The organism is Kitasatospora sp. MBT63, assembly GCF_000710465.2.
GTDB lineage: Bacteria > Actinomycetota > Actinomycetes > Streptomycetales > Streptomycetaceae > Kitasatospora.
Window position 1 is genome coordinate 1 of the sequence record NZ_JAIZ01000066.1, and the last position, 22,735, is coordinate 22,735.

Annotated in this window: 16 protein-coding genes; 7 read left to right on the forward strand and 9 right to left on the reverse strand. The window is 71.0% G+C overall.

The genetic code is table 11. The annotated features are described in order from the left end of the window. Window positions 1-314: 314 nt before the first annotated feature. The gene (locus AA75_RS04590; protein ID WP_033818438.1) at window positions 315-1,124 is read right to left on the reverse strand and encodes a DUF6042 family protein; all 810 of its coding nucleotides are present in this window, start codon (window positions 1,122-1,124) and stop codon (window positions 315-317) included. Between the two features lie 21 nt (window positions 1,125-1,145). Between AA75_RS04590 and AA75_RS04595 the strand changes: the two genes are divergently transcribed. The 3 genes from AA75_RS04595 (at window position 1,146) to AA75_RS04605 (ending at window position 2,755) form a co-directional block, all read left to right on the forward strand. Continuing rightward, a complete protein-coding gene (locus AA75_RS04595; protein ID WP_033818439.1) occupies window positions 1,146-1,367 on the forward strand; it encodes a hypothetical protein in 222 nt (73 codons plus the stop codon). Window positions 1,368-1,648: 281 nt separating this feature from the next. Then, a complete protein-coding gene (locus AA75_RS47030; protein ID WP_033818440.1) occupies window positions 1,649-1,933 on the forward strand; it encodes a hypothetical protein in 285 nt (94 codons plus the stop codon). A gap of 48 nt (window positions 1,934-1,981) precedes the next feature. Then, window positions 1,982-2,755: a hypothetical protein gene (locus AA75_RS04605; RefSeq protein WP_051811847.1), complete on the forward strand. Its 774-nt coding sequence runs from the start codon at window positions 1,982-1,984 to the stop codon at window positions 2,753-2,755. 133 nt (window positions 2,756-2,888) lie between these two features. Here AA75_RS04605 and AA75_RS04610 read toward each other — a convergent pair whose 3' ends face one another. The 3 genes from AA75_RS04610 to AA75_RS47035 form a co-directional block, all read right to left on the reverse strand. Beyond that, window positions 2,889-3,188 carry a hypothetical protein gene (locus AA75_RS04610; RefSeq protein WP_199520262.1) on the reverse strand — a complete coding sequence of 100 codons (300 nt, stop codon included), beginning with the start codon at window positions 3,186-3,188 and terminating at the stop codon, window positions 2,889-2,891. A 234-nt stretch (window positions 3,189-3,422) separates the two neighbouring features. Beyond that, window positions 3,423-4,211, reverse strand: coding sequence for a hypothetical protein (locus AA75_RS04615; protein ID WP_033818441.1), 789 nt, complete (start codon window positions 4,209-4,211; stop codon window positions 3,423-3,425). Between the two features lie 273 nt (window positions 4,212-4,484). Then, entirely contained in the window at window positions 4,485-5,126 is a 642-nt protein-coding gene (locus AA75_RS47035; RefSeq protein WP_033818449.1) for a restriction endonuclease, read from the reverse strand. A gap of 231 nt (window positions 5,127-5,357) precedes the next feature. On the opposite strand from AA75_RS47035, the gene AA75_RS04625 reads away from it, so the two are divergent. Continuing rightward, on the forward strand, window positions 5,358-5,558 hold the full coding sequence (locus AA75_RS04625; protein WP_033818442.1) for a hypothetical protein: 201 nt from the start codon (window positions 5,358-5,360) through the stop codon (window positions 5,556-5,558). A gap of 258 nt (window positions 5,559-5,816) precedes the next feature. Here the strand turns inward: AA75_RS04625 and AA75_RS50780 are convergent, their stop codons facing one another. Continuing rightward, window positions 5,817-6,749, reverse strand: a complete 933-nt coding sequence (locus AA75_RS50780; protein ID WP_051811850.1) for a hypothetical protein — start codon at window positions 6,747-6,749, stop codon at window positions 5,817-5,819. A gap of 90 nt (window positions 6,750-6,839) precedes the next feature. Between AA75_RS50780 and AA75_RS04635 the strand changes: the two genes are divergently transcribed. Continuing rightward, entirely contained in the window at window positions 6,840-8,675 is a 1,836-nt protein-coding gene (locus tag AA75_RS04635; protein WP_233288930.1) for a zeta toxin family protein, read from the forward strand. Here AA75_RS04635 and AA75_RS04640 read toward each other — a convergent pair. After that, window positions 8,639-8,947, reverse strand: a complete 309-nt coding sequence (locus AA75_RS04640) for a hypothetical protein (protein ID WP_033818443.1) — start codon at window positions 8,945-8,947, stop codon at window positions 8,639-8,641. The two genes, AA75_RS04635 and AA75_RS04640, sit on opposite strands and share 37 nt — an antisense overlap. Before the next feature lie 153 nt (window positions 8,948-9,100). On the opposite strand from AA75_RS04640, the gene AA75_RS04645 reads away from it, so the two are divergent. Beyond that, window positions 9,101-11,830: a hypothetical protein gene (locus tag AA75_RS04645; protein ID WP_033818444.1), complete on the forward strand. Its 2,730-nt coding sequence runs from the start codon at window positions 9,101-9,103 to the stop codon at window positions 11,828-11,830. A gap of 50 nt (window positions 11,831-11,880) precedes the next feature. Here AA75_RS04645 and AA75_RS04650 read toward each other — a convergent pair whose 3' ends face one another. From AA75_RS04650 to AA75_RS53410, 3 genes are all read right to left on the reverse strand, one after another. Beyond that, window positions 11,881-12,210: a hypothetical protein gene (locus AA75_RS04650; protein WP_051811851.1), complete on the reverse strand. Its 330-nt coding sequence runs from the start codon at window positions 12,208-12,210 to the stop codon at window positions 11,881-11,883. A gap of 141 nt (window positions 12,211-12,351) precedes the next feature. Next, window positions 12,352-12,684 carry a hypothetical protein gene (locus tag AA75_RS04655; RefSeq protein WP_033818445.1) on the reverse strand — a complete coding sequence of 111 codons (333 nt, stop codon included), beginning with the start codon at window positions 12,682-12,684 and terminating at the stop codon, window positions 12,352-12,354. Window positions 12,685-13,166: 482 nt separating this feature from the next. Beyond that, on the reverse strand, window positions 13,167-16,814 hold the full coding sequence (locus tag AA75_RS53410; RefSeq protein ID WP_149037945.1) for a LamG-like jellyroll fold domain-containing protein: 3,648 nt from the start codon (window positions 16,812-16,814) through the stop codon (window positions 13,167-13,169). 691 nt (window positions 16,815-17,505) lie between these two features. Here AA75_RS53410 and AA75_RS53635 point away from each other — a divergent pair. Next, a partial coding sequence (locus AA75_RS53635; RefSeq protein ID WP_033818453.1) for an RHS repeat domain-containing protein occupies window positions 17,506-22,735 on the forward strand: 5,230 nt, incomplete at its 3' end.

Genomic DNA, 22,735 nt, shown 5'->3' on the forward strand with positions numbered 1-22,735 from the left:
CGGAGTTGAACCACTTCACGATGCCTGTCGCCATGCCACTACCTCTCGGGAGGTGCCGGACGGGAGCATCCCGTCCTCGCCGCAGCCAACCAGATGGCCGGGCACAGGGACGGTACTTCCACCCAAGTCAGGATCGAGTGGCTGAATCCCACGAACGCCAAGATCACTAGTCTCGCGAACCGCAGGTGCGGTCCGGTCTGGAGCGGGAGGTGGTGTGGGTGCACGTCGGCTCCCACACCCTGGTTCCGGTCGCCGACGCGCTGCCCGCCACGGATGCCCCAACCTGACCGGCCGCCGCCGACCAGTTGGGGGTGTCAGTCCTCCGGGAGCGTCACGGCGATCTGGCCGTCGTCGTTGACGCCGCGGAGGGCGATGCGGCTCTGGTCGAACTTCTGCCAGTCGCACCGCAGCCGGAAGACCTTGTGCAGGGGGATCGCGGCGACGTCCTCGGTGGCGGTGAAGTCGCCCTCGCCGAGCAGCAGCAGGACCGCCTGGCGGGCGTCGTGCGGGTCACCGTCGATGGCGCGGGCCAGACGCTGCAGGCTGGTGGTGATTTCCTCGAGGCGGCGCCCTTCGGGTTCGAACATGCCGATGATCTCGAACGAGTCGTCGGAGTAGATGAGGCTCATCCGCAGCTCGCGCTGCACCTGCTCCTCCTCGTCGCTCAGCGGCAGGACGTCGCTGGGGAACGGCAGGGGGTGCGTGGGGTGCAGGCGCAGCCGGCCGGTGCTGTCCGGGATCTCGTGGAGGACCTTGGCCGCCACGAGCAGGGTGATGACGTCGTCGATGGTCTCCAGCGGCGGCAGGCCGTACTGCGCGGCGTAGCGGGTGGCGTCGGTGACCTGGCCGGGCAGGGCTTCGGCGGCTTCGGCGGCTTCTTCCTCGTCGAACTCGTCGCCGGTGTCCCAGCAGGAGTGGGTGAGGGCGCCGTCCGGGTTGTCGTGCGTGGCGACGAACGGGCCCAGCTCTTCGCGGGTGAGGGGCGCGCCCTCCATGATGGCGCCGATGAGCAGCATCATCGTCACCTGGGGGCGGATCCTGGACCAGCCTCCCCGCGCGGTCCGGCGCAGGTGTTCCTCCCGCATCTCGTCCGACCAGTCCGTCGGCGAGGCCGTCTCGGCCATGACTCCCCCAAGATCGTTGGTATGCCGTTGACCGTAGGCTACGCCGACGCCGGTGAACTCCCGAACCGTGCCGGGCACCACCACCTGTCGCAGCGTCTGCCGGGTCAGCCCTGGCACCGAGCCGGTCCCGGTGCTCGCTGCGGCCGCCGCGCTGTCGCCCGCCACCTGGACGACCCGACCCCGGCCACCCGCGACGCCGCCACCGAGGGCCACGGCCACCTGCAACCCGGGGCCGGGACGTAGCCCGGCCGGTCCCGGGGAAGCAGGGGGGTGTTCCGCGGGACCGGCGGGTGGGAGGCCAGCGGCGCCCGGGTCATGGGCGCGGCTGTTCTGCTCGGCGGCCCGGTGGTGCTGTGGTGGGGCCGCCGTGCCGGGAATGCTAGACCTCGAAAGCCGTGGTGAATAGTGCCCTGACCTGGGATTTTTCGGCCGCGAACATGCCACCCGCAGGGCACCGCTCCGCACACCGGACCAGGTCCGTCAAAGGGGATGTGCTTCGGCCGGCAGTGCGCCACGATAACGCGATGAACGACAGCACCCAGGCGATGGTCGACTTCCTGCGCAAGAGGTACCGCAGCAGCATCGACAGCCACGAGAGCATCTTCAGCGCCGTCGCCAACGGCCGGATCGGCGTGGAGATCGGTGGTTCCCGCGAGGCCCACACCCGCCTCGCCCACCAGTCCCTGCGCGAGGCCGAGTCGATGTTGGAGCTGTTCGAGCACACCATCGTGGCGCACCTCGGCACCGCCGGACCCATGGGCGCCATCGCCGAGCAGCAGCTGCGCATCCTCGCCCGGCCGTTCCTGTAAACCGGCTGACCAACGGTTCCCCCGGCGGCCCGCGGGAATGAGCCGGACATGGACGAGGACCAGGAGCAGGCCGGACCGGTCGACGCGGCGCGAGCCCGGGAGCTGACCGAGCAGCTGCGCGCTGCGATCGAGGACGTCCGGGCCGCCGTCCTGGTTCTCGCCCGCCGGGTCCGTGCCGCTCACCAGGCCCGGGTGTGGACCGCCCTCGGAATGGACAGCTGGTCGGCGTACGCGCTCAGCGAGTTCGGGATCGGCCGCTCGACCGCGTACCGGCTGCTCGACCTGGCCGCCGTCGCCGAGGCGATCGAGGACACCGTGCAGGCCGAGCTCGGGGTGTCCCACGCGTGGGACAGCACCGACCTGGTCCTGCCGGTGCGCGCGGTCGTCGACCTCAAGGGCCGCACCGCGGAACTCACCGACCTGATCGCCGAGCGTCTGGCCGACGCCCACCAGGACCCCGGCGGCGGGGTGCTCCCGGCCGAGACGATCGGCGGGATCGTCGCCGCCGCCATCGCCGAGGTCAGGGCCCGCCCCGACGTCCCGGTCGCCGAGCTGGAGACCGGGCCGGCCCCGGACGGCGTCACCACCGAGGCCTGGCGCCGCCATGTCGCGATCGGCCGCGACCTGGCCGCCCAGGAGCGCGCGGCCCAGCACCGGATCGGCGTCCTCGCCCTCGAGGTCGTCCCGGCCTACGTCTCCGACCGCCAGGCCGAGGACCTCCTGGCCCGCGTCGCCAACGACATCGGCATCAGCACCGACGAGATCCTCGCCTGCCGCCGCTACGCGATCAGCGGCAGCGTCCGCGCGATGGACGGCTGGTAGAACCGCCGGTGATGGCCCGTGCGTGTGCGTCCCGGGTCCGGCGGGCGCCCGTCCGCAGGCTACCGGGACGCAGTCGACGGGCCCGGGATTTGTACCCACCGCGGGATGGTCGCGTTGCCCGTGTTGGCGGCGCTCAGATCTGGCGGTCCGGGTCGGAGAAGGTGAGGCCGCCGCGGGCGAGCGGACGGCGGGCTGGGGCAGGGGCGAGCATCCCGGCGAGTTCGGCGACCGGCAGCAGGCCGGTCGTGCCGTCCGGGTGGCGCAGCCGCAGGACGCCACCGTCGATGGCGAGGTCGAGCCACAGGGCCTGGACGGGGATCTTCGGCCCGTAGGCGGGCTGGAGGCGGACCATGCGGCGGGTCATGTCGGTGGTCGCGGGGCTGAGGCGCGGGTCGGCGACGGCCTTCTCGGCGGCGTCGGGGGCGAGAGTCATCCACTGGTCGTAGCCGGGCGGCTGAAGCTGCTGCAACGTGTATCCGGCGGCGGCCCGCTCCCGGCGCGGCTTGCCCGGCTTTCTTGCGTCCCACCGTTGGTGTCCTCCCAGCTCAGCATGCGGTGAACACCCACCGCAGCCGTCTGACTCCCCGTTCGCAACAACATCAGGCGGGCTGCCCGCCCCCGCCAGCGGGCGGGTGGGACCAGCCGGCATCAGCCCGTTCTTCGATTCTCAGCCTTTGCGAAGGAGGGCTTCGCCGGCCCATGCGACGAACTCGCGCCGGCGGGCGGCCTGCTCGTGCTCGGCGGCGGCTATGACGTGTCGCCGGGCATCATCGGTCTGGTCGCTCACGCCCAGGACTTGAGTGCGATGGACCAGGTCCGCGCCGAGGCCGACGGCGTTGAGGACGTCGCCCGCGGCGTGTTCCCCGGCGATGGCCCGGGCGGTGAACTCGGCCAGCAGCAGCCAGCGGTGCAGGTAGTCCCAAGCGGTGTGCGCCTTGCCGCCGAGCAGCACCAGCAGCTGGCCGAGGAGGGTCTCGGCGAGAGGGTGCTTGTCGGCGTTCCAGGCGCCGAAGGCGCTGTCGCAGGCGGCGTGGACCAGGTCGGAGAGCCGTTCGCGTTCCTGGTCGGCCGCGCCGACGAGCAGGGCGTCGGTGAAGAGGGCGAACTGCAGGGTGGCATCGGCCATGGCGGGCACGTCGACGGCCTCGAGGGCGAAGCTGTCCCAGTCGTCACGGTCCGAGTCGGCGGACAGCTTCTCCAAGCGCCTGGCGAGATCCTCGGCAAGTGCGGCAACACGACGCAGTTCCTCGGCGGCGCGGGCGGGCACGACGTGGTACATCGAGGCGTTGAGCAGGCCGTCGGTCCACTCGTCGCTGCCGGGTTCGGCCTTGGCGGCCCCGGCCAGCTCCCGCTGGATGCTGAACGCCGCGGAGCGGGCGCCGTGCCAGGTGAACGGCGGCTTCCGGACTACTTCCCCGGCTGCGGCCTGGTCGTCGGACCGGTCGGTGTCGGTCATGCTGCCCTCCCCTGGCGGCCCCGGCGCAGCGTCGCGCCGGGTGACCGCGACGCTACCGTGCGCCTGTGACAAGGAGGAGGGCGCCCTTGCTCCGGGGAGGGGGACGGCCCGGCCGCCAGGGGGGTGGGCGGACCGGGCCGGGCCGACAGGGGCAGGCGACAGCACGGCCTGCATCCGCCACCGTAGAGCGCCCATCACGCCGCAACACCGGCGGCGCTCCGACACCGCTGGCAGCGCCACCCTGCTGGGCGACCGCACCTGCTTCACGGGGCGTCAGTGCCACGGTGGCCGGCCGGTGCCCTCGGCCCACAGGGCGAGCGCGCGCCGGTCGACCATGCGGATGCCGACCTGGGCGCAGAACGCCGCCGCGGCCTTGGTGAAGGCACTGGTCGTCACCACGACGGCCACCTCGCAGCGGTGGACGTCGCGGTAGGTGCCGTTGACCTTCTGCACGTCCTGGGAGCCGACGAAGGTCCTGGGCCCGTACCGCTTGGCCTGGATCAAGATCCGCTGGCCGCCCGGCGTGGTGGCGAGCACGTCCGCGGCCAGGTCGCCGGCCCCGCCGACCACGGTCACCTTCGTGCAGCCGTCCCGCCGGCACAGGTCCGCCAGCGCCTGCTCGAACGCCTTCGGACTCATCCCGAGGAACGCCCCGATGTGCCGCAGCTGCGCCGCGCGGGCCTCGAACGCGCGGCGGTCGGAGGCAACCCGGCCCCGAACGACCATCACGGCGGCAGCCAGCAGGACAGTGAGCGCGCCGGCCAGCACGAGCAGGTGGTGAGCGAGCCAGGTCACCACGGCCACCACCAGGGCGAGGACGGCGAGGGCGCCCGCCCCGAGCAGGATTGCGTTGTCGCGGGCCTGCCGGGCCCGGCGGGCGGCGCTGCGGCGTCGTCGTGCAGGCCTGCGGGCCACGGCGTCCTCCCCCTCGGACCACGGTGTGCCCGCGATCGTAGAAGCGGACGACCCACGGCCACCGAGGAACCCGCCGGACTGCCCGGCGAACTGCAGGGAGTTGACCGGATCACGCTGGTCCGCGGCCGAACCACCGATCCCCACCGGCCCAGTTCACCGATCTCCACCCCCGCCCACGCGGCGCTCTGGCATGCTCACCGAGAGTTGCCGAAGACGACCAGGGATGGGGACATGCAGTACACCTTGAGCGCGATCGCGGTCCTCGGCGTCATCATCGTTGTCCGCCTCATGCGGAAGACGGAACCCCGTACCCGCATCGACGAGAAGATGAGTGCCCTCAGCTGCGTCGTCTTCGGCGTGCTGATCGCCGCCACCCCACCGGGCCAGGCCATCCTCAACCTCGTCGCCTCCCTCACCCAGGCCACCCACTGACCCAGAGCTTCCAGGAGCTCGTGGCTGGCAGTGATGTGCTGGGCCGGGCCGGCTTCCCGGCCCTGAACATGGATGGTGCAAGGTCCTATGTGCTCGATCGAGAGCACCCAGGGGATCTTGCACCTCGTAGGCCCCCGGTCCGTCCGGGGGTTTCTGCGTTCCTGGCGCCGGTCAGAGCGGACGAGCACGGACCAGACCGTCCTGCCAGGCTCCGGCAGGTGGCCGGCCCGACCGGGCGGACGTCCCACACGGTCGCGCTCAGGTCCCGGAACGGGATCCGCGTGCGGCAACCAGCTCGGCAACGAGGTCGGCGAGCCGGTCGGCGGGTAGATCGTCGGAATTGACGCTCTCGGTGCGACCGATCATGCCGGCCATCGTGTTCGCACAGGGCAGGGCCAGGTTCTCTCGCAGGTGTCTCAGAACCTGGCACTCGACCTCGAGCGCTTGTCGGCCGGTAGGAAGTTCGAACCGGGCGGTCAGGGTCCAGCCTTGGGTGAGCAGCCGCCCGATCCGGCTTCCGTCACCGGTGATGCCGACCTTCACGGCGCCCAGGGCCGTGTTCGCGGCCACAAATACGGACGCCGGCTCCGCCAGAGCCAGGGCTCCGTGGGTTGCGCAGTACCAGCAAGCGTCGCCGGCCCGCACCTCGGTGACGCTGGGTTCACCTTCGCACCCGCAGGGTGTGTGGACGGATGGCCACGGCCGGGTGCTGCCGGGGTAGTCCTCGAGGGGTTCGAAGTCGGCGGCCCGCATGAGTTCGACGGCGGTCTCGGCGGTGAGGCGCCGGGTCGCGCCGAAGCCCCGCCTCGCGCAGGCCGGGCAGCCTGCGACGCCACGTCGGATGTCGGCCAGACGGGGGGTGACGACGCGTCCGCAGACCTGGTGGGAGCTGCGCCACGGCGCCCCGACGTTCCCCGGGTACGGGTCGAGTGGTTCGTATCCTGCCGCTCTCATGTCGGCCGCGGCTTGTGCCGCCGGTACGCGCAGGGCGTCCCCGGCCTTGCGGGCAGCGCAGACGCGGCAGGCTCCCTGGCCTTTGCGGATGGACGCCAGGCGGGGGGTGACAGTGCTTCCGCAGGTGAGGCATCGGCATGGCCACGGCTGGGCGCTACCGGGGTACGGGGCGAGAGGTTCGACGCCGTGGCTGATCATCTGGGCGGCCGCCACGGCGGGGTCGATCGGAGCCGGCACGCTCTCACCTCCTGGTTTGCGCAGGCGATCTCCACAGTGTACTCATTTGCTTTGGCTATATCTAAAACAAACGATGCACTGGAGGCGTGAGTGGGTGACGTGGACCCGGTGGTACTGTCCGCGGCCGAGAGCCGGACAGCGTTGGAGTCGGCGATCATCCCGACGGCCACCGCCGGCGCCCCGCGTCAGGACCGGCCGGTCGCCATCCTCGTCGCCGGACCGCCCGGCAGCGGCAAGACCACCCTCGGCAACCTTCTCCACTGCGTCCTCGGCGTACGCGGGGGCGCCGTACGAATCGCCTCCGACCTCTACAAGGCCACCCACCGGCACTACGGGGCGTTGCTGGACGAGAACGTTCGCACCGCCGGCACCGCGGTGCGGCCGGACACCCGCCGCTGGCAGGCCGCCGTGGAGGACCACGTGCGCACCCACCGGCTGGACACCGTGGTGGAGACCGCGTTCGCGGACCCGGACGAGGCCCGGGCCCAGGCGCAGGCCTACCGCGCGGCCGGTCACCGGCTCGAGGTGGTCGCGGTGGCGTGCGCGCCGTCCTTGAGTCAACTCGGCGTACTGGAGCGCTATCTCGGCGACGGGGAAGGGGCCGGGCGGTGGGTGTCGTGGGCCAACCACGACGAGTGCACCCGCCGGCTGGCCCGCACCCTGGACGTGCTGGAGAAGGAGCACCTGGTCGACCGGATCACGGTGGTGCGGCGCGGCCTGGAACCCTTGTACGGCAACGAGCTCGTCGACGGCGCGTGGGCGCGGCCGCCCGGCGCGGCACGGGCGGTGGAGATCGAGCACGCCAGGTGGTGGGACGCGGTCGAGACCGCATCCTTTCGCCGGTCCCTGGCCGACGCCGGACGCGCGCTGGTCCGGGCGGAAACCCGACTGCCGTCCGACCAGGTGCTGGCCGTCGCACGGGACGCGGAACGGTGCGCGGCACTGGCCGAGCCGGTACGGCGCACCGCCCAGCCGATCGCCGTCCCGCCCGGCGTCGACTACCACCGGCTGTCCGCCGGCGAACACGAGTGGACCTTCCACAACCTGGTCGTCCCCGACCTCGGGCCGATCGTGCCGCAGGAGCGGCCCGTCGTCGTGTACGTGATGGGAGCACCCGGGGCGGGCAAGACCCAGGCGACCACGATGGTGCGCCGGGCCCTGCGCGAGCGGCACCCGGTGTGGATCTCCGGTGGGATGTTCAAGGCGGCCCACCCCGACTACCTCCGGCTGCTGCGCGAGCACCCGCGCACCACCTCCGCCCGGATCCGCGCCGACTACAAGGCCTGGCAGGCCCGGGCCGAGGCGCTGGTGCGCGATCGGCGTGCGGACGCCGTGATCGAGATCGCCCCGGGCAGCGTGGCCGAGTTCACCGCCGGTGCCGCCGCCTGGCGGCGGGCCGGGTACCGCGTCGAGCTGCTGGTCCTGGACGTGCGCGCGGCCGACAGCCGCCAGGGCACCGCCCTGCGCTACGCCGAGGCCACCCGGGGCGGCACCCGGCCGGGCCGGTTCACCACCGCCGCCGGGCACGACCGGTGCCTGGCGGCGGTACTGGACTGCGTCCAGGCCGTCGAAGACCAGCACCTGGTCGAGCACATCAGCGTCATCCGGCGTGACGGCACCGCCATCTTCCGCAACATGCTCGGCCCCGGCGGCCGGTGGACCGGCCCGGCCGGCGCGGCGCTCGCTGTCCGGGCCGGACAGACGCGACCCTACAGCGAGCAAGAGGCACTCCGGTTCCTCGCAGGCCAGCGCGAACTGCGCACGGGCCTGCCGCAGCACCGGCGGGAGATCGACGCGATCACCCGGCTCGCCTGGCCGCTGCTGCCGACAGCGCTCCAGCCCGGGCAGCTCGTCCTCGCCCCGCCCGCGGCGCTCCCGGCACGGCGCTCCTACGACCCGGTGATCTCCCTCAGCCTGGCGTCGTAGTCGGCTTCGATCCTCTCCAATTCCGCCCCGGTCATTTCCGGCAGGCCGCGCAGCGCCCTGGTGCAGGCGGCACGCTCGGCCAACAGGCGCTCGACACGGTCGGCGTCGAGGGCGGGGCGCTGGCGTTCGGCGTGGATCTGCTCGCTGTACCAGGCCGTGACCCCCTCGATCTTCTCCCCGATCCGGTCGAGCGCGCCGTCGTACCCGGCACTGTCCGGTGCACCGTCACCAGTGTCGGCAGAGGTGTGGTCGGGACGTTCAGGGTCGTGCACGGGATCGCTCCTCAAACCTCGAAAATACGCAGGCCAGGGTTGTCCTGACAGGTCGGAGCCTATGGTCCCCTCCCGGCTCTGCCCGCCCCACGCCGCCCCGGCCCGTGAGAGCGTAGGTTGATGCCCAGTCACATCTTCAGGGGGAGCGCGTCGATGGCAGGGCGGGATCTGCGGGCACTGTTCGGCTCGAACGACCGGAGTCTGGGAACCGAGGAGGCGTTCACCAACCGGGAAGGCCAGTGGGCGCAGGTCGCGGCCGCCCTCGCCGAGCACCTCACCCACATCGCCGCGCCCGGCTTCGACGTCCAGGACCTGGAAGCGGCGCGGCGCAATGTGCTGGTCTTCCACGGTGTCGGCGGCGTCGGCAAGACGACGCTGTCGCGGAAGCTGGAGGCCGCGCTCACCGCGGCCGAGCACCGGCCCGCGCAGTGGGGCGAGCCCACCTGGCCCACCGCGCCGCGGCTGCTGCCGGTACGCATCGACCTCGCCCGTTCCACCGGGACGGACTTCGAGCGCCTGATCCTGACCCTGCGTATGGCGTTCGCCGGCCTGGACCGCGCCCTGCCCGCGTTCGATCTCGCGCTCGGCCGGTACTGGGAGCGCAACCACCCCGGCGAGAGCCTGGAGGAGTACCTGCGGCGCGCAGGTCTGGTCAGCCGCCTCGCCAAGGTGCTGCCCGGCCAGGTGCAGGACGCGCTGTCGAAGGCCGCCGAGGAGCTCGCCCTGCCGGGCGTGGTCGGCTCCGCGGTCGGACAGATCACCACCGCCGTCGTGCGGGCGGTGCGCGAGCGCCGCACCGCCGCCCGCGCGCTGGCCGGCTGCCCGCGGCTCGCGGACCTGCTGGAGGCGGAGCCGGACCTGGACGCGCTCTCCTTCTACCCGCACCTGCTCGCCTACGAGATCGACCGGCTGCCCGCGAAGATGGCCGTCGTGCCGGTGGTGCTGCTGGACACCTTCGAGGACACCGGCGACCGCACCAACCGCGACCTGGAGCGCCTCATCCAGCGCGTGGTGTGGCTGATGCCGAACGCCCTGTTCGTCGTCACCGGCCGCAGCCGCCTGCAGTGGGCCGACGACGCGCTGCAGGGACAGCTCGACTACACCGGCCCCGCTGCGTGGCCGCAGCTGGCCGCCCACATCCCCACCGCCCGCGAAGCGGCCCCCACCGCCACCGGCACCGGCGGGGCGGCCGCCAGCCGGCAGGTCCTGATCGGCGACTTCAGCCCCGAGGACTGCGACGACTACCTCGCCCGCCGCCTCACCACCGGCGACCGGCCCCTCATAGGCGACGACCTGCGCCAGGTCATCACCGCCCGCTCCCACGGCCTGCCACTGTTCCTCGACCTCGCCGTCATGCGCTTCCTGGAGATCCGCCGCACCCGCACCCCCGTAGCCGCGGACTTCGACCACGACTTCCCCGCCCTGATCGCCCGCACCCTCCAGGACCTCACCCCCGACGAACGGCACGTCCTGCGCGCCGTATCGCTACTGGACGCCTTCGACCTCCCGCTCGCCACCGCCGCAGCCGGCACCACCCACCAGGCCGCAGCCCTGCGCCTGGTCGAACGGCCCTTCGTCCGCGAGGACCAGCTCGCCCTGTGGCCCTACCACCTGCACGGCGTGGTGCGCTCCACCATCCGCCGGGCCGACGACCACACCGACGACCGCTGGTCCGACCAGGACTGGAACAGCGCCGCCACCCGCGCCTTCACCGCGCTCGGCGACCAGTGGACCAGCGCCCCCGGCGGCCGCCGCATGCTGGTCGCCTGCTTGCGCCAGGGCCTCGCGCTGGCCCGCGATCACCGGCTCGACCTCGGCTGGCTCACCGAGGCCGCGTGGGCGTACGTGTCCGACTCCGTGTGGGAACCCCTCGCACCACCCACCGGCACCAGCACCAGGCCTGGGCCCGGGCCCGGGCCCGGGCCCGACGGAGGCAACCACCTGCAGCCGCCGGCGACCGCGGCCGACGCGCTGGTCGAAACCCTCAGCGCACTCGCCCGCCGCCAGCACGAACACCGCGCCCGCACCGTCCAACGCCTGACCGCCGTCACCACCACCGGCCTGCTGCCCGACGACCTGCACCACCTGGCCGCCTACTACCTCGCCAAGGCCCAGCGCGACCTCGGCCACCGCCTGGAGTCCCGCCGCGGCATGCAGCTGGTCGCCGACGGCGGCGGCCGGCTCGCCCCGGCCGCCCGCCGCGGCCTGATCCACCTCGCCCGCCTCGCCGGAGACTTCCCCACCGCCCACGCGGCCGCGCAGGGCCTCGGATGGAAGGGCCGGCAGCACCGAGTCGAGGGCGACATCCTGTGGCCCCACGCCGACATGCCCGCCGCGGCCGACGCCTACCTCGCCGCCCGCACCCAGGCCGAACAGCACGGCGTCGCCGGCGAACGCGCCACCTCCCAAGCGCAGCGGGCGTTCGTGCTCGCCTTCACCGACCCCCGCACGGCCGGCGACGAGATCGACCTCGCCGAACAGCTCCTCACCGGGCTGGACCTGCGCGCCACCACCCTGACCGTCCACACCGCGGCCCTCATCCGCGACGCCGGCCACAACAGCGTCGACGACCGCATCCAAGTCCTGCGCGCAGAGACCGCGGCCTCCGGAATCATCGCCGCCCAGGCCGCCCTCGAGCTCGCCGCCGCCTTCCACCACGCCGTCCGCGGCAATGACGCGGCCGGCGCCGCCGTCCGGGCCCGCCTGCGCGACCTCGCCCGCCCCGGCGACTACGCCCACTACCTGGACATCGCGCACTTCATGGCCGGCCAGCCGCTTCCATCGCCGTCCACCACACGGTGGCTCGACACTGCGGAGACCGTCCGGCTCCGCTGGCACTCCCTCGTCACCGAGCGCCAGGAACGCCTTCGCGCCGCACGCTGAAAAGGGTGAGGCGGCCGCCGGACCGGGGGCCGCCACTTCACGCCGACTGTCTACTGCTTGCCGCTCAGACGGCGCAGTTCTTCCAGAACCGCCGTCTGCCCCGTCACCAGGGTCTCCAGCATCCGGGCGTGCTCCACCTGTCCGGCGACGAGGACGCCGACGGCCTCCGCGAGGCCGGCCACCGCCTGGCGCTGCTCGATCTGGTCCTCCCGGATCGCGTTCAGCACCTGGGTGTGCCCGCGCAGGGACGTACGGACCTCGGCGCTGTCCCGGTCGGCCATCGCCGCCATCGTGCGCGTGGCCGCGGACTCCTCCCGGAGCCGGTCGACCTCCGCCTCCAGCGCGGCCAGCCGCGCCCTCAGGTCGTCCATCTCGCTCATATCCACCATCGTCCCAGGCCCCTCCCTGCTTTGCTGTCCGCCATTCAGCGTAGCCTGCCCCGCACCACCCGCTGAGCTGCACAAACGCGGTCAGCGAGATTGCGGTCCAGAGGCCCCGCTACCGGTCTGGCAGATGGGACGTCATCGCCTGACGAGGAAGATGCCGAAGATGTCCGTCTCAAGGTGGTCCGCGTCCAACACCATGGCGCCGCCTTGGCCATCGAGTCGGATGACCCACCCGGTGACCGTTTCCAAGAGCTCCTCGCCGTTCGGTTCCTTCCCGAGCACTCCTGACCGGCCGGAGCTTCGGGTCTTCTCCCGGTACATACGCCCGCCCATGTCGCAGGGCGGCTCCGCCGCCGAAGCGGCACTCTCGTCCACTGCGGTGTCCAGATAGACCTGGCCGGGGTGACCGGGGAAGGAGTCAAGAACAAGGACGCACAGCTGGGGGGCACCCGGCAGGTCGTGGGACATGGCTACATCGTGGTCCCGGGCCGTGTCAGCGTGCCCGGCCTTTCCGTTCGGCTTCACTCGTTCGGCGCCCCGGATCGCCGCTGGCGGCCCGACCGTGGGTGTTCCCCCACTTCTGGGTGGGCACGAGGAACGGTCCAACCAGGACCTCACCGGCTGACCCTTCCAGCTCCTCGCGTCCGATGGCAGCGGCAATGGCCTGGCCGATGACGCTGGTGGTGCGGCTGATCCCGGCGAGCGCGGCAGTGGAAACCGGGGCTGGCAACCTCGGTGCGTGTGCGGGTCGGTACCTCAGGCTGCGCCGCGCCTTGGCGCTGACGGGGCCGGTGGCGGCGAAGGCGAGGGGCCGCAGGCGCGGAGCCAGCCGCCCGGGTGAGGGCGCCGTGACGATTGTTGGCCACTGTTGGGGGGCGTGTCTGGCGCCTCGCCGAGAGGCCGGCAGCGAGAAACCTTCTCGCTTCCGGCCTCTTGGGGTGTGGGGTGTGTCAGCTGGTGTAGAGGGTGTTCACCTGTTGTGCGCTGAGGGCGTAGGGGTAGGTGCGTACGTCGCTGACGGCTCCGCTGGCGGTGCTGTCGGGAACGTAGTTGGCGGTGTCGGCGATGCCGATGCTGGTGGGGCCGGTGGCGTTCCAGGGGGTGGTGTTGGTGCCGGTGCCGGAGTACTGGCCGTTGACGTACAGGGTCATAGTGTGGGTGGTGGCGTCGAAGGTGCCGACCAGGTGCGTCCAGACGTCGGTCCGGGCGGGTCCGGCGGCGGAGGCGTGGTTGTAGACGCCAGTGTTGGCGTGGTCGTCGCCGGGGGCGACGAAGGCCCAGGTTCCGTACGCGAGGGAGTACTGGAGGTAGTAGGCGCCGCGTTCGTTGCCGTTCTGGGTGACGTAGGTCTGGTAGCCGATGAGGTTGTCGGGCTTGACCCAGGCGGCGACGGTGTAGCTGCCGGCGGTGTTCACGGAGGGGGCAGCGGTCTTGAAGGAGGTGCCGTTCAGCGTGGTGGCGGCGTCGGTGGTGTTCTTGTGGTGGTCGGTGGTCCAGGAGACGGTGCCGGTGGCGGTGGCGCCGTTGGTCCCGAGCGTGTCCGTTGCCTTGGTGCCGTCGAAGGTGGTCTTGTCCAAGGGCCAGCGGTCCGCAGCCGCGCCGGTGTTCAGGACGGGGGTGGGGTTGGTGTCGAGGGTGTAGCCGGGGGCGTCGGTGGTGCCGGTGCGGTGGCCGTTCCAGATCTGGATGTCACCACCGGAGGTGATGCCCCACAGGGTGGGGTTGCCGCTGCCGGTGAGGTCGCCGTCGGAGCCGACGCGGTCCCAGGAAGCGGCGGCGATGCCGGTCTTGATCGTGGCGGTGGTGGCGATGGCGGTGATGGCCGGGTAGGTCACGGTCGTGGTGTCACCGAAGTCGGGGTCGACGATGTCGGTCGATGCGGTGCCGGTGGTGAAGGTGACGGCCTTGACGGTGCCGGTGCCGCGGTCGCGCGCCCACAGGCCGGGGTGGCCCTGGCCGGCCCAGTCCCCGACCGGGATGAGGTCGTTGTCCTTCCACCCGGTGGCGGCGAGCCTGATCGGGGCCCCGAAGGTGTTGTCTCCCATGGCCGGGTAGTACCAGAGGGCGCCGTCGCCCGCAGGGGTCTTCTCGACGGTGAGCAGGCCGGTGCGGTTGGGCGACTGCTTGGTGGTGCTGACCGGGTCGCCCAGGGCGGCGATGCTCGTGGTGGCGGACCAGTCGGCCGCGTAGCCAGCGCAGTCGGGGTTGGCGGTGGAGACTGCGCAGACCGGCTTGGTGAGGGTGGTGAAGACGTCCAAGGCGCCGGCGACGGCCAGGCTGCCGGGGTTCTTGTAGGCCTGCAGGCCGGGCGCGTTCGTCTTGTGGACGATGACGTCGTCGACGTTGCTGCCGTCGCGCAGGCCGCCGCGGTGGGTGATCTGGTAGCGGGCGTCCCACGGGTCAGTCTGTGTGAGGGTGGCGTCCGGGGAGTGGTGGGGGTCGGCGGCGATGGTCGTGATCGGGGCGGCGGCGTTGGGGTTGCCGGGCACGGTGTAGGCGCGGAGGTTGCCGGACCCGTCGTAGGTCAGGATGTCGGGCACGCTGTCACCGGTGACGTCACCGAAGCGCGGGGCAGGCCCGTTGGGGTCCCAGGGCGCGTAGAAGGCGTACTGGGCGACGGGGGACCGGTTCCCGGCCATGTCGGCGGCCTGGACGTAGAGGATGTTGGTGCCCCAGTGACCCGCGGTCACGGGGATCTGACCGGAGGGCAGCGCGCCGCCGCATTGCCAGGCGGCACCGGCGAGCTGGGGATCCCACGACCAGCGCAGGCACGCGAGCCCGGAGGTGTTCAGACCGCTCGGATTGGGGTCGGTGGCGGTGAAGGGGATGTTCCCGGGCTTGCCCGCGAAGATCTTCGGGGTCTGGCCGTTCCCGGACTTCGGGAACTGGGTGTTCAGGTCGCTCACCGTGTCCGGGAAGGTGACGGTGGGCGGGGTGAGGTCGGCCTTGAAGTGGCAGGTGGGGGTGGAGGCGGACCAGGAGACGATCTGGTCGGTGGCCATGATGCCGAAGCCGTAGGAGTGGCCGTCCTTGATGACACCTGCCGGGACGGAGAAGGGGGCGTTGCCGCCGCTGGCGACCAGGGGTGAGTATCCGCCGGCGACGTCGGGGGCGCCGGGCAGCTGGTAGTCCCACAGGTGGGACCAGGACCAGAGCTGGGCCTGGGCGGGGCTGGAGACGGTGGCGTTGAGGGTGGTGGCGCCGTTCTGGTCGGTGCCCGCGCCGAGCCAGGCCCAGGTGGTGGAGTCGTCGACGCCGCAGGCCTGGTTGGGGCCGTTCGCGACGGTCACCGGCTCCGGAAGCACTCGCGGGTTCGTGGGGGTGTTGGGGACGCGGTCGTACTCGATCCACAGCGAGGGCTGGCGGGTCAGGCGCTTGAAGGCGTTGACGTTGCTCTCGTCGCCGTACACACCGAAGGTCAGGGTGTCGGTGTTGGTGCCGTACTGCTGGATGGCGCCGGTGATGTTGTAGTTGAAGCCGACGTTGTCGTGGCAGGAGCCGTGGCCGGAGCCGGGGACCTGGCTCTGGCCGAGGCTTCCGCCGATCGGGCTGGGCTGGTTGTTCCAGGTGGTGCCCGAGTTGATGGCGCCGGTCAGGTAGAGGTCGACCGGGTAGGTCTTGGTGCAGGACCAGTCGGCGGAGACGTACTCCTGCAGGTCCATGTAGGCCCGGTTGACGACCGCACCGCGCAGGCCACTGAGGTCGAACTGGTAGAACGTGCGGTACGTGGAGACGGGTGAGCAGCTTCCACCCGCGGCGTAGTAGCCGCACTTGCCGACACCGGGGAAGTTGCTGTCGTCACTGCCGCTGCGGTTCCAGTTGGACAGCGTCGGGTACGCGGACTGCACCCAGGTCCAGGAGCTCGCGGACGGCGCCCACGGGATCCACGCCGGGTCGATGTAGTACGGAGCCGTACCGTGCGCCAGCAGGTCCTGATCCGGCTTCAGGTCCACCCCCTTGGCGTCCGCGGTCACCGGCATCGCCACGACCCTCGCGCCCTCACCCGGGCCGGCCGGCGTGCTGACCGGCCCGGCCTTCTCACCGACGGCGCCATCGGCCGCAGGCACCGAAGGCGTGGCCTCGCCGGACATCAGCGCGGCCGACACGGCCCGGCCCTGGACCGTCTTGGCCGCAGAGGCCTGCTGCTGCGCCTGGGTAGTGGTGGTGCTGTCCCACATCTGCGGGGTGGGCGCGAACCAGCGCACCGAGCCGTCCGCGGTCTTCGCCGTCAGATTGCCGGTGGCGTCCGCGCTCACGGTGACGCCGTCCACGGTGGTGGCGAAGTGCAGGTTGCGGATCGCCGGGTTGTCGGCGGCGGCCTGGGACCTGAGGACCAGGACGGTGGTCATACCGCCGGCCTTGGTCGCCGTGACCTTCAGGTCCGTGTCGGGTGCCACCGACGGGTAGGTGAGGCTGTCTCCCTCGACCTGCGGGGCAGGCAGCGCGAACGGCGCCGTCAGCGCGAGCTTCTTGCCGTCCGCGCTCGTCAGGGTCGCCAGCGGGCCGTTGCCGCCCTTGGACAGCACCACACCGGTCGCCGACGCCTTCGGGGAGAACGACCCGTCCGCGTTCGCCGCCAGCGTCGCATCCAACGCCACCCACGCACCGGACCGCTTGACCCGCTGCTGATCCGGATGCTGGGTGAGCCTCAGGTGCCCCTCCGGGGTCGCCGACGTCTCACTGAACTCCGTCGTCAACGACGCGATGGCAACAGGTTTCCCCGTCGCCTTCGCCTGGGCGAGCGCCCTGTCCGCGTCCGTCGAAGGGTGCTTCGCATGCTGTGCGTCGATTGCATCGACCTGACTCCGGGACAGCGATCCTGACATACTGTCGGCTGCTGCGATCGGGCCTGATGCGAGAGTGGCGGATATGGCCAGGGCGGTCGCTGCCGCCACGACCCCGGGCGATGCACCCAGGAATCGGCGCGATCTTTTCACAGTGCACTTCCTCGGGGAGTGAGAGGCTGCCTGACAGCCCATCAAGACGCAGGTCAGACCCACCCTTCCGCCTGAACACGGGTGGCAGCAAACCAATTCGAAAGCGCGTTGACCTGATTTGACCGAATCGGGCATGTATGTCGCCGATGGTGATATGCATCACGGTAAATGACGGTCGGTCAGGCGTTGACTCAGGGTCTTTGTCCGCCGATAGGTTCAGGACTTTGCGCCCAGAATTTCTCCGGGTTGGCGCGCCGGTCCAATTTTGGAGGTCCTTGTGCCACTCCCAGGGAGTGCCGACCATCAGCCAGGAAGCCGCGGGGTGTCATGGCTCCGCCGCAGACTCGCGGTGGTGAGCGCCGCAGCGCTCGCCGGCTCACTACTCGTACCGACCGCTGCCGCGGCTGCCACTGGCCCGGACTACTCGCGGATTTGGACGCCGCCGAACACCGGCCTGAAGAAGACCGCCTCGATCAAGGGCAAGAACGCACCGGCCACACCAGCGGTGAAACCCGCGCACGAGGTGCCGCCGACCTGGACACCGCCGAAGGACGGCAACGCGGTCCCGCACGGCCACGCAGGCGTCGTACTCGGCACAGCACTGACAGGTCGGACGTCCAAGAGTGACGCGAAGGGGCCCCAGGCGTCGGCTGCAGGAGCTGGGACCAGCGGCGTGGAGACGCCGGCCGGCGCGCTGCCCGTCGCACTGGCGCCGCTCCCCGGCCCTGGCGACGTAGCCGGTCAGACCGTCCAGGTCGATGTCGCCGACGGCAGAACAGCCTCAGCCGCAGGCATCCCGGGTCTGGCTGTCGGACTGTCGAGGGACGGCCAGGCCGACGAACGGTCGGTGCGGGTCGCGATCGACACCAGCAAGCTCGGCTCCCGGTTCGGTGCGGGCTGGGCCGAGCGCGCACAGATGGTCGCGCTGCCGGCCTGCTCCTTGACGAGTCCTGAGGTGAAGGGCTGTCTGGACCGCACCCCGGTCGTCTCACACTACGACCCGGCGACCAAGAAGCTGGAAGCCGACGTCACCCTGCCCGGCTCGGATTCAACTCCCCGGACGAGTATCCAGTCCCTGTCGGCCGCAGTACCTGCTGCGGCAGGCGCCTCAGGTGGGGCCATGGTCCTTGCTGCGGTTACCGGGTCCTCCGGCGGCGGCGGCACCTACGCCGCAACGCCACTCAATCCGTCCCAGGCGTGGGAGGCCGGAAGCCCTTCAGGGGCGTTCGACTACTCCTACCCCATTCAGGCGCCACCTGCTCTCGGCGGGGCGGCACCGCAGGTCGCGCTCTCCTATGACTCGTCGTCGGTCGACGGCAAGACGTCCTCGACCAACGCGCAGGCGTCGTGGATCGGCGACGGCTGGGACTACAGCGCGGGCTTCGTCGAGCGCTCCTACAAGCCGTGCTCGAAGGCGGGTATCGCCGGTTCAGGCGACCTGTGCTGGGGTGGCGCGAACGCCGCGATCTCGCTGGGCGGCCATTCCGGCGAGCTGGTCCCCGACGACGCGTCCTGCCAGGCAAACGCTCCCGGCAGCACCGAGCAGTCGAACTGCACCTGGCGGCTGAAGGGCGACGACGGCACGAAAATCCAGTTCCTGACCGGTGCCACGAACGGCACCTGGAACGGCTCCTACATCAAGGTCACCGACACCGACGGCACGGTCTACTACTTCGGCCTGAACCACCTGCCGAAGGCCGACGGCAGCCCGAGCACGGTCGGCCCGGACAGCGGCTCCGCGTGGACCGTCCCGGTATACTCGCCGAACGCCGGCGACCCCTGCTACGACGCCGCCAAGGGCCAGGCGTCCTGGTGCCAGAGCGCGTGGCGGTGGAACCTCGACTACGTCGTCGACCCGCACGGCAACCTCACCACCTACAGCTACACCCCCGAGGCCAACTGGTACGCCATGGGCGGCGGCCAGAACCACGGCACCGGCGAGCAGCACTCCTACACCCGCGGCGGCGTCCTCAAGACCATCGCCTACGGCCAGCTCCTGTCCGACCAGATCACCGCGAACGGCACCTGGAACAGCGCGGCCCTGATCGACTTCACCTCCGGCGAGCGCTGCGTCACCTCCACCGCCGCCTGCGACCCCGCCCAGCGCACCGCCGCCCACGCCGGCGACTGGCCCGACGTCCCCCTCGACCAGAACTGCGCCCAGAGCGGCACCTGCACCAACTACGGGCCCACCTTCTGGACCACCAAGTGGCTGACCGCCGTCACCACCCGCGTCCGCTCGGGCGGCGTGTGGCAGGACGTCGACCTGTACGAGCTCGGCCACCGGTTCGTCAACGTGCAGAACACCACCGAGAACTCCCAGGTCCCCTGGCTCGGCTCGATCACGCACACCGGCAAGGACACCCAGGCCTCGGCCACCCCAGTCGCCCTGCCGCCGATGACGTTCACCGAGATGCTCCTGCCGAACCGCGTCGACGGCACCAACCTCGTGCCCTCCCGCCCCGCCTACAACCGGCCGCGCATCCAGCTCATCACCACCGAGACCGGCGCCACCATCGGCGTCGACTACAAGAGCGCCGACTGCTCCCGCGACCGAGCCGACATGCCGGCCTCCGCCGACACCGACACCCGGTCCTGCTACAACGTCAAGTGGCACCCCACCACGGAGCAGCCGAACGCCGACCCGATCGACGACTGGTTTCAGCGCTACCCCGTAGCCACCGTCACGGTCAACCCGAACACGCCGGGCGCGGTGCCTGTGACCACCGCCTACACCTACGGTAAGGCTGCCTGGCACCGTAACGACTCTCCCTTCACGGACATCAAGGACCGTACCTGGGACGTGTTCCGCGGTTACGCGGCCGTCACCGCGGTGGCCGGAAGCGGACAGGACGGCCCCAAGGCCCAGACCACATCAACGTTCCACCAGGGCATGGACGGCGACGCCACCGCGTCCGGCACCCGCAGCGTCCAGATCTCCGGCCCCAACAGCGGCACGGTCACGGACTCCGACTGGCTCTCTGGCCAGACCCTGGAAACCGACACCTACACCCAGGCCGGCGGCTCCATCACCGCCTATAGCGTTACAACCGGCACAGGCGCGACTGTCACCGCCACCCACAACCGGCCGGGCCTGCCGGCCCTGGTCGCGCGCTACGGCGCCTCCAGCACGACTGCGGTCAGCAAGGCTCTCAAGGCCGACGGCACCAGCTGGCAGACCAACACGAAGACAACCACCCGTGACGCCTTGCATGGCAACCGTGCCGTGACCGAGCTGGACGCCGCCGACGGCCTCCCGGACGTCTGCGTTCGCACAAGCTACGCCACCGCCACAGATCCGCAGCTCAGTTCGCTGTCCTCCGAGACTGTCAGCGTCAGCGGACCGGGTGCCTGTACCGCCACCCCCACCACGGACAACCTCGTCTCCTGGTCAAGGCAGTACTACGACAACCTCGCGCTTGGCCAGGCCGGCACCAAGGCCGAACCGACCAGCAGCGAAAGCATCGACCACTTCGAAGGCACCACGGCGAAGTTCGCCCCTGAGGTCCGCCAGACGTACGACGCATACGGACGCCTGCTGACGGCGACCAGCCCCAACACCACCGACAACGCCCACTCGAGCGGCGCCACGGTCACCTCCAGCTACTCCGCGGCTGGTGCCGGAGAGCTTCCCAACCAGGTCACTGTCACCTCTCCGGCACCCGTCGGCGCGAGCGACGTGGCCACGGGCCGTACCGTGACAACTCTCCTGGACAACGCCCGAGAGCTGCCCAAGTCCGTCACTGACGCCAACGGACGGACCACCACCGAGACCCACGACGCTCTCGGCCGTATGACCGGCGTATGGCTCCCGGGACGCGACACTGGAAAACCCGCCAACAAGGCGTTCGCCTACTCCATCCCCGGCATCGTCAACAACGCCGCTGTCCCGCCCACCACCACCACCACGTCCCTCGTCGGCGTCCCCGATGCAGGTGGCAACTATGCCACCCTGCAGGCGGTCCAGATCATGGACGGCCTCGGCCGGACCATCCAGACCCAGTCCGCACCCGCGACCTCGGCCTACCAGCCCGGCCGGATCATCACTGATACCGCCTACGACTCCCAGGGCCGCGTCACCAGGAGCAACGACTCGTGGTTCAACAACGCCGCAGGCCCCGGCACTACTCTCTTCCAGACCACGACCAATCAGGTTCCTGCCCAGACGCACATCGTCTATGACGGCCTCGGCCGCTCGGTGGCCACCGAGTTCGTCGCCTACGGTGTGGTGCAAACCACTATGACCACGGCCTACCCCGGCGCGGACCGAACCGACATATCCCCGCCTGCAGGGTCCACGCCGGCCAGCACCGTCACTGACGCCCGCGGCCGCACCACGCAGCTGTGGCAGTACAAGACGGCCACCGCCACGGGCAGGTCTGCCGACGCCGACATCACCAGCTACGCCTACACCCCGTCAGGGCAGGCTGCCTCGCGGACCGACGCGGCTGGCAACACCTGGACCTACGGCTACGACCTGCGCGGCCGCCAGACCACAGCCACCGACCCCGACACCGGAACCAGCACTACCAGCTACGACACCGCCGGACGGCCGGTCACCACCACCGACGCCCGCGGACAGAGCATCACCCGCACCTACGACCTGCTCGGCCGCATCGCCGCCACCTACACCGGAACTGCGGTCGACCCGGCCAAGCAGCTGACCGCAGCAACCTACGACACCGTCGTCAAGGGCCAGCCTTCCAGCTCAACGCGTTACGTCGGCGGGTCGGCCGGTTCCGCTTACACCGACGCGGTCCTCGCCTACGACGCCTCCTACCACCCGACCAAGACCACCGTCACAATCCCCGGCTCGGAGATCGGCGCCTCATCACCGTTCACCTACACCTACCAGGCCGTCTACGACCAGAACACCGGCCTACTCACCAAGGACAGCCGCTCTGCCCTCGGCGACATCGCCTCCGAGATCGTCACCTATAGCTACGAGAAGTACGGAACCCTCCAGGGCTTCAGTGCCCTCGGAGGCTCGACCTACTCCCTGTCGAACGACTACGACGCCTTCGGCCGTCCGATCCGCTCCACCGTCAACCCGTGGGGCACCCAGATCGTCGTCACCAACACCTACGACGACTCCACCGGCCTCCAGCTCTCCCAGTACGTCGACAAGCAGACCGCCTCAACCGGCACCGTCCAGCAGACCACCTACGTCTACGACCCATCCGGACACATAACCGCAATCCGCGACATCCCCGACAACACTCCCGCCAACACCGACCTCCAGTGCTTCGGCTACGACTACCTCGGCCGCCTCACCGACACCTGGAGCGACACCGGCACCCTGACCCTCGCCGCCCAACCCACCGTCAGCAACCGCGGCGCCTGCACCAACACCAGCCCCACCAGCGGCGCCCAGGCCCCGAAGAAGACCACCGTCGGCGGCCCCGCCCCCTACTGGCAGACCTACACCTACGATCTCACCGGCAACCGCACGTCCCTCGTCCAGCACGACACCGGCGGCGACACCACCAAGGACACCACCACCACCCAGACCTTCCCCATAGCCGGTAGCAAGAACACCCCCACCAACGCCCCCAACACCGGCGGCGGCACCGGCGGCCCCC

Excerpts from the sequence above, each read along its gene's own strand:
- AA75_RS04590 (WP_033818438.1), bottom strand. The coding sequence starts at position 1,124 with ATGGCCGAGACGGCCTCGCCGACGGACTGGTCGGACGAGATGCGGGAG.
- AA75_RS04595 (WP_033818439.1), top strand. The coding sequence starts at position 1,146 with ATGCCGTTGACCGTAGGCTACGCCGACGCCGGTGAACTCCCGAACCGT.
- AA75_RS47030 (WP_033818440.1), top strand. The coding sequence starts at position 1,649 with ATGAACGACAGCACCCAGGCGATGGTCGACTTCCTGCGCAAGAGGTAC.
- AA75_RS04605 (WP_051811847.1), top strand. The coding sequence starts at position 1,982 with ATGGACGAGGACCAGGAGCAGGCCGGACCGGTCGACGCGGCGCGAGCC.
- AA75_RS04610 (WP_199520262.1), bottom strand. The coding sequence starts at position 3,188 with ATGACTCTCGCCCCCGACGCCGCCGAGAAGGCCGTCGCCGACCCGCGC.
- AA75_RS04615 (WP_033818441.1), bottom strand. The coding sequence starts at position 4,211 with ATGACCGACACCGACCGGTCCGACGACCAGGCCGCAGCCGGGGAAGTA.
- AA75_RS04625 (WP_033818442.1), top strand. The coding sequence starts at position 5,358 with ATGCAGTACACCTTGAGCGCGATCGCGGTCCTCGGCGTCATCATCGTT.
- AA75_RS04645 (WP_033818444.1), top strand. The coding sequence starts at position 9,101 with ATGGCAGGGCGGGATCTGCGGGCACTGTTCGGCTCGAACGACCGGAGT.
- AA75_RS04650 (WP_051811851.1), bottom strand. The coding sequence starts at position 12,210 with ATGAGCGAGATGGACGACCTGAGGGCGCGGCTGGCCGCGCTGGAGGCG.
- AA75_RS04655 (WP_033818445.1), bottom strand. The coding sequence starts at position 12,684 with ATGTCCCACGACCTGCCGGGTGCCCCCCAGCTGTGCGTCCTTGTTCTT.